Origin of the sequence: Pseudomonas sp. FeS53a (assembly GCF_000931385.1) — a bacterium.
Classification (GTDB): Bacteria; Pseudomonadota; Gammaproteobacteria; order Pseudomonadales; family Pseudomonadaceae; genus Metapseudomonas; species Metapseudomonas otitidis.
Map to the genome: position 1 here is coordinate 17814 of NZ_JYFT01000027.1, position 15919 is coordinate 33732.

At 69.2% G+C, this 15919-nt stretch carries 9 protein-coding genes and 2 pseudogenes; all 11 read right to left on the reverse strand.

Annotated features, from left to right (window positions below):
• Nucleotides 1-14 precede the first annotated feature (14 nt).
• Nucleotides 15-383, reverse strand: a complete 369-nt coding sequence (locus SZ55_RS08050; RefSeq protein ID WP_044403914.1) for a VOC family protein — start codon at nucleotides 381-383, stop codon at nucleotides 15-17.
• A gap of 87 nt (nucleotides 384-470) precedes the next feature.
• Nucleotides 471-1160 (reverse strand): helix-turn-helix transcriptional regulator, encoded by a 690-nt coding sequence (locus SZ55_RS08055; RefSeq protein WP_044403917.1) that lies wholly within the window; start codon nucleotides 1158-1160, stop codon nucleotides 471-473.
• Nucleotides 1150-2289 carry a site-2 protease family protein gene (locus SZ55_RS08060; protein WP_044403920.1) on the reverse strand — a complete coding sequence of 380 codons (1140 nt, stop codon included), beginning with the start codon at nucleotides 2287-2289 and terminating at the stop codon, nucleotides 1150-1152. Before SZ55_RS08060 ends, SZ55_RS08055 begins: the two co-directional genes overlap by 11 nt.
• A gap of 15 nt (nucleotides 2290-2304) precedes the next feature.
• Entirely contained in the window at nucleotides 2305-2802 is a 498-nt protein-coding gene (locus SZ55_RS08065) for a DinB family protein (protein WP_044403922.1), read from the reverse strand.
• A gap of 122 nt (nucleotides 2803-2924) precedes the next feature.
• Entirely contained in the window at nucleotides 2925-4607 is a 1683-nt protein-coding gene (locus SZ55_RS08070; RefSeq protein ID WP_044403924.1) for a BCCT family transporter, read from the reverse strand.
• 208 nt (nucleotides 4608-4815) lie between these two features.
• Nucleotides 4816-5322 (reverse strand): annotated as a pseudogene (locus SZ55_RS29030) (methyl-accepting chemotaxis protein); the annotation flags it as partial.
• Between the two features lie 348 nt (nucleotides 5323-5670).
• A pseudogene (locus tag SZ55_RS29035) lies at nucleotides 5671-6756 on the reverse strand (cache domain-containing protein); the annotation flags it as partial.
• Nucleotides 6757-6941: 185 nt separating this feature from the next.
• Nucleotides 6942-7565, reverse strand: a complete 624-nt coding sequence (locus SZ55_RS08080) for a hypothetical protein (protein WP_044403928.1) — start codon at nucleotides 7563-7565, stop codon at nucleotides 6942-6944.
• Nucleotides 7566-7600: 35 nt separating this feature from the next.
• A complete protein-coding gene (locus tag SZ55_RS08085) occupies nucleotides 7601-8173 on the reverse strand; it encodes a DUF1993 domain-containing protein (protein ID WP_044403931.1) in 573 nt (190 codons plus the stop codon).
• A gap of 75 nt (nucleotides 8174-8248) precedes the next feature.
• Nucleotides 8249-9901 carry a ShlB/FhaC/HecB family hemolysin secretion/activation protein gene (locus tag SZ55_RS08090; protein ID WP_044403935.1) on the reverse strand — a complete coding sequence of 551 codons (1653 nt, stop codon included), beginning with the start codon at nucleotides 9899-9901 and terminating at the stop codon, nucleotides 8249-8251.
• Nucleotides 9902-9903: 2 nt separating this feature from the next.
• Nucleotides 9904-15873, reverse strand: a complete 5970-nt coding sequence (locus SZ55_RS28270; protein ID WP_052807557.1) for a two-partner secretion domain-containing protein — start codon at nucleotides 15871-15873, stop codon at nucleotides 9904-9906.
• Nucleotides 15874-15919 lie beyond the last annotated feature (46 nt).

Genomic DNA, 15919 nt, shown 5'->3' on the forward strand with positions numbered 1-15919 from the left:
CGCCGTTTCCGGCACTACATCGCCAGGTGATACACCCGCAGGCGGTGGCCGTCCGGGTCGAGGCCGGTGAAGGTGTAGCCGAAGTCCATGGCCAGCGGTGCCTGGACGATCTCCACGCCCTGCTCGCGCCAGCGCTGGTGCAGGCGGTCCACGTCTTCGTCGCTGTCGACATGGACGCACAGCTCGCTGCCGCCGCCGCGCACGGTGGTGGCCGGCTCGACGCCGGTACGGCCCCAGAGGCCGAGCTTGAAGCCATTGGGGAAGACGAAAAGGGCGAAGGTCGGGGATTGCTCGACGATGTCCCCCGTCAGCAGGCGCCGGTAGAAATCGGCGCTGCGGGCCGGGTCGTCGACGTACAGGTTGAGCAGGCTGGGGGCGATCATGGGTGGGGCTCCTTGTGTGGAGCGACGGGCGTCGTCACTCGATGCGCACAGGCTAGGCCCCTCCCCTGTCAGTTTCTGGCAGCAGCCTCACTGCTCGGCGATGCCTTCCTGCGCGCGCCACTCACGCAGCAGCACCTGGCGCCGGCGCGGGTAGCGCTGGCCGAGGTCCTGCAGGGCCTCCACCCGGTCGAGGCGGAAGTGCCGCGTGGCCTGGCGCAGCTCGCACCAGGCCACCAGCACGCGGGCCTGCTCGAAGTAGCCCAGGGCGAACGGCCAGACCACCCGCTGCGAGGCCTGCCCGTCGGCATCGCGGTAGCCGAGCTGCACCCGATGCTCCCGTCGGATGGCATCGCGGACCTGCTCCAGCAGCGCGTCGGGCACGTCGCTGGCCGGCGCCGGGCCGATCAGCAGGGTGCTGGTTTCCAGTTCCTCGCGCAGGGCCGGTGGCAGCACGGCGCCGACCTTGGCCAGCACGTCCCGCGCCGCCCCCATCAAACGGCGGTCGCCACGTCGGCCGACCCAGCGCATGCCCAGCACCAGGGCTTCGATCTCCTCCAGGGAGAACATCAGCGGCGGCAGCTCGAAGCCGGGGCGCAGCACGTAGCCCAGCCCCGCGCCACCTTCGATGTGGGCGCCCTGTTGCTGGAGGGTGGCGATGTCGCGGTAGAGGGTGCGCAGGCTGATGCCCAGCTCGTCGGCCAGCACGTGACCGGCCACCGGGTAGCGGTGACGCCGCAGTATCTGCAACAGGTCGAGCAGGCGCTGGCTACGGGACATGCAGCGCTCCTTCGGCGACCTGCCCCTTGAACAACGCGCGGACATGCCCGGCGAGCGCGAGCTGCAGGGGATGGGACGAGCGAACCCTGGCGTTGGCCCCCAGTGCCACCGCCGCTTCCAGCTCGCGCTCGGCCCCGGCCTCGTCACCGCTGAACAGTGCCTGCAAGGCTCGGCAGCGGGCCGGCAGGGTCGGTGAGTACCAGGCCACCTCGCGGTTGTTCAGCACGGCGTCCAGGCCGTCGGCACGGCCACTGGCCATGGCCTGGCTGAAGGCCAGCTCGCCCCGCAGCAGGGCCACCACTGCCGCGCACTCGGTACGCGCCTGGGGGTGCGCGGCGAGCAACGCCTCCAGCTGGGCCTGCATGGCCGTCGCCGCCGCCCAATCACCGGCCGCCTGCGCGCGGTCCAGGCGGTAGGCCAGCGCCACCAGCGGCATGGGCATCGGCTGCTGCTCCAGGCTCGCCAGGTCCGCCTCGGGCAGGGCCTCGGCGGGCACACCGGCCACGCTGAGGGCCAGCAGGCGGGCGTAGGCGAACGCCGGGCCGGACTCGTCGGCGCCCCGCCAGGCCATGAACAGGCGAGCGCCATCGCTGGGCATGGGGCGCAGGGTGGGTACCAGGTTGGCCAGGCCCATGCTCAGGTTGCTGCTAGCCATGCCGAGGGCGATGCCGAAGGCCGGCGGCGAGTCGATGCAGAGCAGCGCGACCAGGGCCGCGAGCGCCGCCAGCAGCAGGTTGGCGCCGGGCCCGAGGGCGATCATGCGCAGGCGCGCACGGGGACCGCGCGGTGGCACGGCGTCGGCACAGAACACGTAGCCCCCCAGCCCGCGCAGGCGCTTCTGACGGGACCAGCGCACCCGCAGGCCACGGCGCATCGGCTGGATTTCCACCGCCAGCACCCGCACCAGCAACACCGTCAAGCCATCCCAGCGGGCGCCCAGCCAGTGGCCGCCCTCATGCACGCACAGCGCCAGGGCGAGGTGCGCGAGGGTGAGCGCCACGGCGGCAATGGGGCCGCCGCCCAGGGCGATGCCGGAAACGATCCCGGTCACCATGGCGCCGCCTAGGGTCAAGGCGGCCTGCAGCAGCTTCATCAGCCATTCGAACACCTGGGCCAATCGCGTCGGCATTGTCACGGGGAAGCCTCAGCGCGCCGGCGCATCAAAGGGTTGTCGACGCTCCGGCTGCACCGCGTGCAGGTACACGGTGTAGGTGTCGGCGGGATGGGGCACGCCAGCCAGGTCCAGGGCATGGGCGATGTTGCCCCGGTGGTAGGTGCCGTGGTTGAGCACGTGGAAGAGCATTTCCTGGCGGCTCATGCGCCCGGCCTGGCCGTCGGTGAAGCGGAAGGTGATCTCGCCATCGGCCGGGTCCTCGGCCTGGGCGGCGTACCACTGGCCGGACGCCAGGAGCCGCTCGCGCAGCACCGCGTAGGGCGGCACGGCCTGGCTGTTGGTGGCCGGGTGCGGCTCGGCCACGCCGCTCAGGCGGGCGCGGAACAGGTCTTCGACGATGACCATGTGGTTGAGCTGCTGCAGGGTGAAGGCCAGCGAATCGGCAAAGCGGCTGGCATCGATCAGGGCGATGGCGTCCAGGGTGCGCCGGTCCGCCCAGCATTTGTAGTGAAAGGCCTGAGCCAACATCCGTGTACCTCGCAGTCGCTGGGGAACGCGGAGGCCGCTCGCCCCCGCCAAGGTGCGGCAGTAGAGCGGAAATCCGCGCCCTCTGCCACCACCCCGTTCACGCCTGCGAGGTCCTGTGCGCCCTACCCGCCTGCCATGGAGCGGCGCACCTGGCCACGGGGCTCGCTGAGCAGGCCCTTGACCACCGCGACACACCCCACCAGCAGGACGAAGGTGAACGGCAGGCCGGTGGACACCGCCATCGCCTGCAATGCCGCCAGGCCGCCGCCGACCAGCAGGACGATGGCCAGCACGCCCTGCAGTACGACCCAGAACACCCGCTGCACCACCGGTGCATTGAGCTTGCCGCCGGCGGTGATGGTGTCGATCACCAGGGAGCCGGAATCGGACGAGGTGATGAAGAACAGCAGCGCCAGGACGATGCCGACGAAGGAAGTGATCGCACTCCAGGGCAGGTGCGCGAGCATCACGAACAGCTTCAGCTCCAGGGCCGCCTCCTGCACCCCGGCGAGGCCGCTGAACACCTGGTGCAGCGCGGCGCCGCCGAAGGAACTCATCCAGAACACCGACACCAGCGAAGGCACCAGCAGCACCGCGATGAGGAATTCACGCACGGTGCGCCCCCGGCTGATGCGGGCGATGAACATGCCGACGAAGGGCGACCAGCTCACCCACCAGGCCCAGTAGAAGGCCGTCCAGCCCTGGCTGAAGGCGGCATCGCTGCGCTCCAGCGGGTTGGACAGCGCCGGCAGGTACTGCAGGTAGGCGCCGAGGTTGTCCAGGGTGCCGGCCAGCAGCACGCGGGTGGGCCCGGCGAGGACCACGAAGAACAGCAGCGCCACGGCCAGGACCATGGTCAGCTCGGACATGCGCTTGATGCCCTTGTTCACCCCGGCGGCCACCGAGGACAGGGTCACCAGGGTGATGGCCACGATCAGCACCACCTTGGCGGTGAGCGAGGCGCCGGTGCCGAAAAGGAAGTCGATGCCCGCCGCCGCCTGTTCCGCGCCCAGGCCCAGGGAGGTGACCAGGCCGAACAGCGTGGCGAACACCGCGAGGATGTCGATCACGTGCCCCGGCCAGCCCCACACCCGCTCACCGAGCAGGGGGTGGAAGATCGAACGGATCGACAGCGGCAGCCCCTTGTTGAAGGAAAACAGCGCCAGGGCCAGCGCTACGATGGCGTAGATCGCCCAGGGGTGCAGGCCCCAGTGGAAGATGCTCGCCGCCATGCTCAGGCGCGCGGCCTCGGCGGGGTTGCCCGGCGCACCGGCCAACGGTGCCCAGTCGATGCGCGCCCCGCCCTCGCCCAACTGCGGGCCGGCCAGGGCGGTCTGGTAGTGGGAGATGGGTTCGGCGACGCCGTAGAACATCAGCCCGATGCCCATGCCGGCGGCGAACAGCATGGAAAACCAGCTGCCGTAGGAGTAGTCCGGCCGGGCCTGGGTGCCACCGAGGCGCACCCGCCCCAGGGGCGAGACCACCAGGGCCAGGCACAGCACCACGAACACGTTCGCCGCACCGAGGAAGAAGCCGTTGAGGCGACCGGTGAGCAGGTCGCGCAGGCCGGTGAACAGCGGTTCCACCGCCTCGCGGAATACCAGCGTCAGCACCACGAAGAGCAGCACGGTGAGCGCCGAGGTGAGGAACACCGCGCCGTGGATGTCGAACGGCACCAGCCAGTGCCCACGGAGATTGTCCTGGCCGACGCGGTAGCCGGTGAGGATCGGGTTGGCGTCACCCGAAGGTGGCGGGATGTCGCTCGACGCGGTGTCGGTTCGGTGGGACGCGGTGGCGTGGCTCAAGGGGCTGCTCCGTGGTCGTCGGCCGTGGGCTCGGTCAAGGCCGTCCAACCTAGCAAAGCGCGTTGCCGGGCCAGGGCCGACAAGCGGCATGCAACCAACCAGAAGCGACACCCTGGCAGGAAGCCGGGCGATCAACAGCCACGTTCGCCCGGCCGGAAACGCCACCGCCGGCAGGGTGCCGGCGGTGGAAGGTACGAACTGGAAGGGCTCAGGCCTTGAAGCGCCCCACCAGCCCATGCAGCTGCTCGGAGAGCTGGGCCAGCTCGTGGGAGTCGCGCCGCGCCGATTGCGCGAGGTTCTCCACCAGCAGCGCATCGTCCTGGATCTGCGCGATGTGGCGGTTGATGTCCTCGGCCACGTGGTGCTGCTCCTCGGCCGCCGTGGCGATCTGGGTGTTCTGGTCGCGGATGTGGTCCACCGCGCCACGGATCTGCTCGAAGCTCTTGCTGGCGAGGTCGATGCGCTCGACGCTGGCGCGGGACATCTCCAGGCTGTTCTGCATCTGCCGGGTCACGTCCTGGGTGCGCCGGGCGAGGCCACCCAGCAGGCTGTCGATCTCGCCGGTGGACACGGCGGTGCGCTGCGCCAGGGCCCGCACCTCGTCCGCCACCACGGCGAAGCCGCGCCCCTGCTCGCCGGCCCGCGCGGCCTCGATGGCGGCGTTGAGCGCCAGCAGGTTGGTCTGCTCGGCGATGGAGCGGATGGTGTCGAGGATGGCGTTGATGTTCTGGCTGTCCTTCTCCAGCTCCTGGAGGGATTCGGCGGACTGCTTCAGGTTCTCGCTCAGGCGCAGCACGCTTTCGGTGGCGCCTTCGATCTGGGTCTGCCCGGTGTGCACCTGGCGCTGGCCGTCGTCGGCGGAGGTGGCCGCCGCGCTGCAGGAGCGGGCCACTTCGTTGGCGGTGGCCACCATCTCGTTGAAGGCGGTGGAGACCATCTCCACGGCGCCACGCTGACGCTCGGCGACATCGTTCATCTCGCGGGCCACGCGGGTGCTGCCCTCGGAGGTGTGCCGCAGGGCCGCCGAGGCCTCGACGATGCGCTGCACCAGCTGGCGGATGGCGCCGAGGAACTGGTTGAACCAGCCCGCCAGCACGGCGGTTTCATCCTTGCCGGTGACCGAGAGGCTGCGGGTCAGGTCGCCCTCGCCCTGGGCGATGCCTTCCAGGCCATCGGCCACGCTGCGGATCGGGTTGACGATGAGGTTGGCGAACACCGCGCCGACCACCGCGAACAGCACGGCGAGCACCGCCACGATGATGCCGATCTGCCAGGCCAGGGCGTTGGCCTTGGCCATCACCTCGCCGTGTTCGATCAGGCCGATGAAGTGCCAGCCGAGCCCCTGGGAGGCCCAGACGTTGGCCATGTAGCGCTTGCCGTTGAGCTCTACCTGCACCAGGCCCTGGGCATTGGCCAGCTTGGCGTAACCCTCGCCAAGGTCGTTCAGGGACTTGAAGTTGTGCGCCGAGTCGCTCGGGTCGACCAGCACGTTGCCGCTCTCCTCCACCAGCATCAGGTAGCCGGTCTCGCCGATGCGGATCTGCTTGACCAGGTCGGTGAGCTGCTTGAGGGAGACGTCCAGCCCCACCACGCCGGCCAGGTTGCCCTGGGCATCGTTGACGGAGCGCACGGTGCCGATCAGCACCGCATCGTCGGGCGCCCAGTAGTAGGCAGCGGTGCGTACCGTGCGGCCGGGGTTGGCCAGCGCGGTCTTGTACCAGGGGCGGACGCGGGGGTCGTAGCTCTTCAGCCCCGGGTCGGCCGGCCAGATGGCGTAGCCGCCGTCGACCCGCCCATAGGACAGGTAGGCGGTGGTCGGGTGCGCCTTGGCGAAGCGGTCGAAGAAGGCTTCCAGCTTCTTGTTGGTCTCCGGCAGCGGGATGTTGGGCGCATCGGCGGAGCTGTAGTTCTTCAGCACCGGCGCGGCCACCACCTGGGGCAGCGCGGCCATGTAGTCCACGTTCTCGCTGATGCCCTTGAAGAACATGCCCATGGCGTTGTCGATCTGGCGGATCTCGCGGTTGCTGCCATCGAGGAAGTCCGCCTCGGCCTGGGACCGCAGGTTGTAGATCACCACCACGGCGACCAGCAGGATGGGCACGCACGCGATGGCCGCGAAGGCCCAGGTCAGCTTCTGCTTGATGTTCATTCCAAGTGCTCTCGAGAGTGGGTGTTCGCCACGTGCGGTACGGCGCGTCGCGGAGGGGAACACCCCGGCTATCGGCGCTGCCCTCGCCTCCTTGAGGTCGCATGTCGTCCGTGACAAAACGATGTCGTTTACCGACGACTACCGCTGGAGCATAGGAGGAAATGGCGGGGTTTCCACGGTGGCGCTCAGGACGCTTCCTCACGACGAAGACGCTGTAGAAACGTCTCGGCATCTGCAGCCCAATCACTCTGGGAATGCTGCTCTGGGTACAGATAAACGCCGTAGAGCGCACTTGCACGACAGGGAAGCCGCGAGTAGTCCCAGGCCTTGTCGTCGGAAAAAACAAAACCCTCGGTCAGCTCTGCCAACGCGCCGGCGTACAGACCATGAGCCAGCTGGATCAGCGCAGACGCCCCAAAATACCGGCTGAGGCGCCAGTAGTAACCGAGGGACAGGCTGTCCTCAATGCACGAAGTCAATGCCATGGCAGGCGGGTGCTCGGCACACAGCCCACGCCAATACTCACGCTCAACATCGTCGACACGTTCCATCGACAGAGAAAACGCACTTCCATCTCGCTCATCGCAAACCAGCAACTGCTGCCCCACGTTCATGACGGACGCATGAGTAGGCGCGACCTGTGCAAGCAAGGGCTCTCCACCCTCCCAGACAGTAGCGGTCAACGTCCGTATGGCGGGAAGCCCCAGGAGCGCGAGCCGCTCGCGGACACGTCGAGCACCCAACTCCAATAACTCCTCCAGGCAGGGCCGGTAGGGCGAGCCCGGATAAACCTCGAATGAGACAGCCATGAATGCTCCCAGGAACACGAACGCAGACGAAACCGTTACCCCTGCGGCACGGTCCCCGGCCGCAGGTAGGCGAACATGTGCGCGACGTAGTCGGCCTTGCCCAGCGCCACGCCGTGGTGACGAAGGATGGCGTAGGCGGTGATGGCGTGGAAGTAGAACTGCGGCAGGGCCCAGTCCCGGGCGTACTGCTCGGCGCCCATGTCGAAGACCATGCCGTTGGGCAGCTCCAGGGCGACGGGCGCGTCCATCCGGCCATCCAGCGCAGCAGGTTCCAGTGCAGCCAGTTCGGCCAGGGCATCGCGCAGGCACGCCTGGGCCTGCTCCAGCGTGCCGGGGTGGTCATGGGCGGCCCAGGCCTGGCGACGGCGTTCCAGCCAGCCTTCCGGGATCGACTGGCCGCGCAGCCGGTAGCAGGGTTCCAGCGCCTGGAAGGCAGCGAAGCGCACCTGGGCAGCCAGCGGGTACATGTCGGGGGCCAGCTTCAGCGCCAGCCAGGCGTCGGCGTCCTCGCCGTGCTCACGGGCATGAAGGGAGGCCTTTTCCAGCCATTGGGCCAGGCTGTTCAGCTGGTTCGAGAAGGTCGGGACGAGCAGGTGCGTCAGTGACATGGCGAACTCCTGGTGCAGGGGTTCGCCACTCTACGACGCCCGCGCTGCCCCTGACCATCAGGCAGGGGCAACGGCTCAGAAGGCGCGCACCACCTGGGCCCAGACCCGCGGCGTGCGTTCCACGTCGCTCTCGGCTTCGGCGTTGCCCAGCTTCCAGGCCGCCACGGCGTTGACCTGCCAGCCATGGGCCGCCCACAGGGCGCCGAAGCCGGCGCCGGAGAGGCTGCGGTGGTTGTCGTCCGAGGTCCAGGTGTCCTTGTTCAGGCGCACTTCGCCGTGGTCGACGAAGGTGGACAGCTGCCAGGCCTCGGTGAGGGCGTAGCGCAGCTCGACGTTGGCCAGCCAGCCCTGGTCGCCGGAGGCCTCCCCCTGGGGGTAGGCGCGAACGCCGTAGGCGCCGCCCAGGTAGAGCTTCTCGGAGCTGTCCAGGTTGCCATCGGCCCACTGGCCCTGGAGCTGGGTGTAGAGGCTGAAGCGGTCGCTGAGGCGCTGCAGGCGCACCAGGCTGGGGTTGAGCTTGTGGAAGCGTCCACGGGTGCCGGCGGTGGCGTCGTCGGTGCGCTGGGCCTGGGCGCCGTCGAGGGTCAGGCTGCCCTGGCTCCAGCCGAGGGCGAAGCTGTTGACCCCGCCGCCGAGCAGGTCGTCACGGCTGTTGCCGTTGAGCGTCAGGGTGACGACGCGGGCGTGCTTGTCGCTCTTCTCGTCGAACAGGTCGATGTCGTCCTTCAGGCGCTTGTCGTCGAACTGCAGTTGGGTGAACAGGCTGAAGTCCCGCGAGCGCACCAGCGGCTGGATGGCGTAGACGCTGGCGATGCGCGCGTTGCCGTGGGCGCGCAGGTCGTCGAAGTCCTTGCCCAGCTCGTAGTCCATGTCCGAGTAGGCGACGCCGAACTGGGTGGCCCAAGGGCCGAGCGGCAACTGGTAGGCCACGCGGCCGTAGTGCTGGTCCTGGTCGCTGCCCATGGCCCGCAGGCTGAGGCGGTCGCCAAGGTTGAGCGGGTTGTTCAGGTTCAGGGTGCCGCCCAGGCGGTACTGGCCGACGAAGCGGTTGCCGTAGTTGTCCATATCCACCGAGCCGGTGACCAGGGGCGCCTGCTGCAGGCCCACCAGCAGGTCGGTGGTGCCGGTGCGGGCGCCGGGGCGCAGGGTGGACTTCACCTCCACGCCGGGGGTGTCCTGCAGCAGCAGCAGGCTGCGTTCCAGCGGCTGGCCTTGTACCGCGTCGCCGGCCTTCAGCGCGGACAGCGGCGCCAGGGCGCTGCCGCCCAGGCCCATCGGGTTGTCCACCTTGATCTCGCCGTAGCGCCCTTCCAGCACGGCGATCTTCACCACGCCGCCGTCGATCTCCTGGGCCGGCAGGTAGGCGCGCGCCAGGGGGTAGCCCTGCTCGCGGTATCGCCGGGTGATACGGTTGGCGGCAGCCTGCAGCTGGCCGACGCTGAGCTCCTTGCCGGGCAGGTCCGCCAAGAGGCCCAGCAGCTCCTCGCTGCCCAGCGCGCTGTTGCCTTCCAGGGTGAAGCCGTTGACCTGCAGGCGCGGGCCGGCGTCCGCCGCCGGGTCGGCGGGTGCGTCCGGCAGGTTGAGCGGCAGGGACTGCCGGGGGCTGAGCTGCAGGGGTTGCTGGTCGAGGCCCTGCTGCACCTGGCCGGCATCCGGCGCGGTGGCGGCGGAGACGGACAGGCTGATCAGTGAGGCGGCAAGGCCGGCCAGCACGGGTGTCGAACGCATCTTCAGATTCCTTCGGGAAGACGAATGCCGTTGTTGACGAGGTTGAGCTGCGCGCCGAACTCGGCCGGTGCGAAGAGTGCCGGGGTGACCACCACCAGGGGCCGCTCGGTTTCGCTGCCAGGCTGTTTGCCGGTCATCTGCGCCACCTGCACGCGCGGATCGCTGACGGTGCTGGAAGGCAGGGTCCCGGTGACGGTGAGCAGGCCGTCGACATAGCTGATGTCGTAGTTGGCCAGGCCACTGCCCAGGGCGTTGCTGGCGACGATGGCGTAGTTGCCGGCCGCAGCCCCTGCCCCAGCACCGCTGCTGGCCAGGCTGACACCGCTGACCTGGTCCCCCGCCACCAGCCCGGCGGTGGTGAAGCCGCTGAGGTTCGCCACCTGGCCGGCGGTCTTGCTGGCGTCGCTGGCGGTGATGGTCAGCGCGGCCTTGTCGATGGTCAGGGTGCCGTTGCCGTAGGTGATGTCGTAGTTGCCCAGCCCACTGCCCTGGGCGTTGCTGGCAACGATGGCGTAGTTGCCGACGCCAGCATTGAAGACGGAGCCCAGGCTGGTGAGATCCACGCCACTGACCTGGTCGCCCGCAATCAGGCCCGAGGTGGTGAAGCCGCTCAGCGAAGCAGTTTGGCCGTAGGTCTTGCTGGCGTTGCTGGCGGTGATGGTCAGCGCGGCCTTGTCGATGGTCAGGGTGCCGGCGAGCATCTCGATGTCATAGCCGAACTGGCTGGAATAGAGTCCGCTCGCGCGCAGGTTGGCGCCGCTGTAGGTGCCGGCGTTGGCGCTGTTGGCGGTGTAGAGGGCGCTGCCGGAAACCAGGGCCGGGTCGTAGCCGATGGGGTACACCAGGGCGCCGGTGCTGCTGGTGGCGCCGCCGTCGTAGGTCTTGCTGGCGTTGCCGACGTTGACGCTGAGGGCGGTCATGAAGCTGCGCAGCAGCGGCGCGCTGTGGCCTTCGTACATGCGCCAGGTGGCGCCCGTGCCACCGGCATCATCGATGCTCCAGCCGGCCGCCAAGAAGGGCGTCAGGCTGGTGAGCTGGGCGCTGGTCAACCCGGAGATGCCGCTGCCGTTGCCGGCCCCGGCGCCCTGGGCCAGGCCGCTGGTGGTGGTGTTCCAGAAGCTGCCGGTGGCGGTGCCGACATTGCTGCCCACCAGGCCGCCGACCGCGCCGACGCTGGAGCTGGCCGTACCCGTGGAATAGACACGCAGCAGGCTGCCGTCGTTGAACCCGACCAGGCCGCCTGCCGTGGCGCTGCCCTGGGCGCTGCCGGTGGCGTAGCTGTCGCGGATGGTGCCGGTGCTGGCGTTGCTGCCGGCCAGGCCGCCGCCATTCAGGCCGCCGCTGGCACTGCCCGTGGCCAGGGACTCGCTGAGGGTCCCGGCGTTGGTGCCGACCAGGGCGCCGACGTTGCCCGTGCCGGTGACGGCGGTGTCGCTGCTGACCCGCTCGACCACCCCGGCGGCGGCGTTGTAGCCCACCAGGGCACCGGTGTAGCTGCCACCGGCCACGCTGCCACCCACCAGGTTGAGGTTGCCGACGTAGCCGGCGTTGTAGCCGAACAGGCCGCTGTAGGTGCTGCCGGGACGGTTGATGGCCAGGCCGCTGATGCGATGCCCCTGCCCGTCGAACCGGCCGGTGAAGGGGGTGGCCAGGCTGCCGATGGAGAGGAAGCCGGTGCCGCTGTTCCACAGCGCGCTGCTGGAGGCATTGATGTCGTTCGCCAGGACGAAGCGGCTGCCCGCCAGGCTGGTGGAGGCCAGGCCCTGCAGGCCATAGACATCGGCGATGCGGTACGGCGTGGCGAGGCTGCCGTCACCGCCCAGGGCGCGTACGAAGGTGGCACCGGGGCTGAGGCGGAAGTCGGTGACGCTGAAGCTGGGCAGGCTAGCGGCCACCTGGCTCCAGGTGCCGCCGGTGAGATTCAGCACACCGAGGTTGACGCCCCCGTTGCTGGTCGCGGTGCCGGCAGCAGAGAGGGTCAGGCTGCCGTTGGCGGCGTCGATGCCATCCCCCAGCAGGACGTTGCCGCCATTGCTGGTGCTGAGGGTCAGCCCGGCGTTGTCGCCCCAGGTCAGGCGGTCGGCCACGTTGAGGTTGCCGCCTGCCGACAGCTGGCGGGTGCCGCTGATGCCGAAGGCACCGCCGCTGTCGAGGCTGAGCAGGCCGCCGGAGCCGAGGTGGGTGTCCAGGCTGTAGTTGGCAGCGCTGGCAGCCAGGTAGAGGCCGTAGCCGCTGCTGGTGAGGGCTGAGAAGTCGCTGGGCGAGAGAAACGCCAGGTCGGCATCGGCATAACTGCCGCGCGCGGCCAGGTAGCGGCTGCGGGTCGCCGAGAGGCTGCCCTGCCCCGTGGCCAGGCGCGCGGCGGAGCTGTAGACGTCCAGCCCCTGGATGCCGTTGATGCCGATCACGTCGCCGAAGCCGGCGCCGGTGTCGGCGTTGCCATCCAGGTAGGCGATGGCGCCGTTGGCATCCAGACCACTGGCATCGCTGAGGATGTAGTAGTAGCCGTCCGCCCCGCTGCTGCCGCTGCCGATGGCCACGCCGCCGGATACGGCGGTCAGCGTCGCGCCCGCCAGGGCCGTGCTGCCGCCATTGCTGAAGGCCTTGCCGCTGATGGCGATGGGCGTGGTGCTGTAGCGCCAGGTGAAGTACGGGTAGAGGTTGGCGCCGGTGCCCCAGATGGACGAGGAGAAGCCGGACGGCAGCCCACCCTGGAGCTGCGCGGTGGTACGCCCGGTGATGCCGTTCACCAGGCCACCGGACGCGGCCTGCGACTGGCCACTGGTCTGGGTGTTCCAGTAGGCGTTGCTGATGGCGCCGTTGGTGCCGTTGTTGTAGCCGACGAAGCCACCCAGCTGGGTGCCGCCGGCGACGTAGCCGGTGGAGTAGCTGTTGCTGATGGTGCCGTTGATGAAATTGACCCCGGCGAAGCCGCCGATGTTGCTCGCAGAGCCCTGACCGATCACCGCGCCGGTGGCGTAGGAGTCGGTGATGCTGCCTTCGTTGTGCCCGACGAAGCCGCCGACCGGCCCCGATGACGCCCTCACCGTGCCGGTGGCGTAGGACTGGCTGATGGAGCCGCCATCGCCGCTGTAGCCGTTGGCGCCCACCAGCCCACCGACATAGCCGAGGTTGGCGGTCGTGTTGGTGCCGGTGACGTTGCCGGTGGCATAGGAGCGGGTGATGCTGCCGCCGTTGACGTTGAAGCCGACCAGGCCACCGACCTGGTAGCCGGCCCCGGTGACATTGCCGGTGGCGGAGGCATCGGCGATGGCGCCGCTGTCGTTGGTGCCCACCAGCCCGCCGGTGTTGGCTTCGCCGGTGCCGGTGCCGCTGACCGTGGTGCTGGCCGACGCGTTGCCGAGGGTGCCGCCCTGCATGTAGCCGACCAGGGCACCGACGTTGTCTCTGCCGGTGACGTTGCCGCCCACCAGCTTGACGTTGGCCAGGGTCGCGCCGGAGGTGTAGCCGAACAGGCCGACATAGTCGGTGGCCGCGCGGTTGATGGCCAGGCCGCTGATGCTGTGGCCCTGCCCGTCGAAGCTGCCGGTGAATTGCTGTGCGTTGCTGCCGACCGGGCGGAAACCCGACGCGCCCCATACCTCGCCGTAGTAGCCGCCGCTGGCGGCCATGGCGCTGGCCAGGCTCAGGTCGGTGCCCAGGCGGTAATTGGCTGTCAGGTCCAGCCCCATCAGTTGCAGGGCGTGGGGGGTGAAGAGGGTCGTGGAGTATTCGTTGCGCAGCATCGGCCGGGTATCGCCTTCGAACATCACCCACATGTTGGTGAAGTCGAAGCCGGTGTAGGCCGACTGGTTGCGCACGGCGCTGGTCAGGCCGGTACCGCCACCCAGGGAGCTGGACTGGCCGGTGCTGTTGATGTCCCAGTAGCTGGTGTTGACGGTGATGGTGGGCAGGTAGCCGCCACCGATCAGGCCGCCCGTGGTGGTGTAGCCGGTGACCTTGCCGCTGGCGTAGGTGTTGGTCAGCGTCGCGCTGGAGATCACCTCGCCCAGCAGCCCACCCGCAAACGCACTGGTGTTGCTGACCGTGGCGGTGACCGAGCCGGTGGCATAGGAGTCGGCCATGGCAATGCTCTGCACGCTGCCCGCCAGCCCGCCCACCACGGTCAGGCCGGTCACGTCGGCGGCTGAGGACGAGTAGCGGATGATGCCGTTGTTCACCGTGCCGGCCAGGCCGCCGACGAAGGCCCCGGAGCCGGACACGCTGCCGGTCATGTGGACGTTGCTGAGGGTGCCGCCAAGGGTGGCGGCGATACCGCCGACGTTCATCTGGCCGGTGATGCGGGCATTCGACAGGGTCAGGTCACGGACGTTGCCGCTCACGGTGCGGAACAGCCCGACGTCGCTCTCCGACCCGCGGTTGATGGTCAGCTTGTCGATGCTGTGGCCAAGGCCGGCGAAGTTGGTGCTCGCCCCATCCAGCGGGTTGAAGCCGGCGCCACCGTTCCAGCCCGCGGTGGCGCTGGCGTCGATGTCGTTGCCCAGGGCGTAGAAGCCCGTGCTGGTGATGTTCTGCAACGCGCCGATGTCATGGATCAGGACGTAGCCGGTGCCCGCCAGGCTGAGGCTGGCATTGCTGCCGGACAGGGTCACGCGGGCGCCCTTGTTCAGGCTGTAGCTGCCGCTGTAGGACATGGACAGCCCGGCGTTGTTGCCGGTGGCGGTGATGTCCTTGTTGATGATGATGCTGCCGGCGGCGTTGAGCGCCAGCACGGTGTTGGCGTTCCAGCTGATGGGCGCGTCCACGGTGATGTTGCCGGCCTGGCTGCCGCCGACGCCGGTGGTCACCGTCACCCCGGTGCTGGCCAGGGCGTTGGTGAGGGTGGTGACGTTGAGCACGCTGTCGTTGGCGTTGCCGTTGAAGCCACCCATGCCGGAGCTTGTGCCGTTGGAAATGGTCACGTTGTAGGGGTCGATCAGCCACTCGCCGGTCTTGCCTTTGGGCGCCAGGGTGGTGACCTTCACGTCGTCGGCGATCTGCACGTGGGCACCGCTGGTCTCGATGAAACCGCCGTTGCCGCCGTTGGGCGCGCTGGCGTCGAGGGTGCCGGCCACCTTGACCACGCCGCCGTCGAAGTCGCCCATGAGCATGATCTTGCCGTCCTTCTGGCCCAGGGTGCGGGCCTCGATGACGCCGGTGTTGTTGACCACGGTCTTGAGCAGCGCATCGCCCGCGTCGGCGGTGAGCAGCACCTTGCCGCCGTCGGCGCGGATCAGCTTGTGGTTCTCCACCAGCGCATCCGCTGCCGCCTCGTCCACCTGGACCTTGAGCAGGCCGTCACCGGCGAAGTCCAGGGTCATGGCATTGCCGGCCGCCAGGGCCACGCTGCCCTGCTGGGCGACGATCACCCCCTGGTTGCTGACGGTGCCCCCCAGCAGCGCCACGGCGCCGCCGTCGGCTGCGGTGAGGGTGCCCTGGTTGACCACGGCCGCCGGCGTGCCGTCGCCCTTGAAGCGGTAGTGGCCGCGTTCGAAATCCTGCGGGTCGATGTCCAGGGTCGAGGCCACCAGGCCGCCGACCTGGACCTGGGCACCGCTGCCGAACAACACGCCGTTGGGGTTGACCAGGAACACCCGGCCGTTGGCATCCAGCTGGCCCATGATCTTCGAACCGTCGCTACCCACCACGCGGTTGAGGGCGATGGCGTCACTGCCGGGCTGGTTGAAGGTCACCCGCTTGCCGGCGCCGATGTCGAAGCTCTGCCAGTTGATCGCCAGCTTGTTGCTGGACTGGTCGATGACCATCTGCTGGGCGTTGGGCTGGCTGATGGCACCGCTGCCGGAAACCACCTGGCCACCGGTGGGCAGGTCGGCCGCCAGCGCCGCCACCGGAGCCAGCAGCGCGCACGCCAGGACCGCGCCGGACCCCGCCTTGCGCCGCCGGGCATGCTCATCGGCGACACACCAGGCACGCAGACGGGGATTCCAGACCAGCGAGAAGGCTCGATTCATGGCAGCAGTCCTTTGACGGCAAGAAAGGGCTCGGGAAAACCGCCGC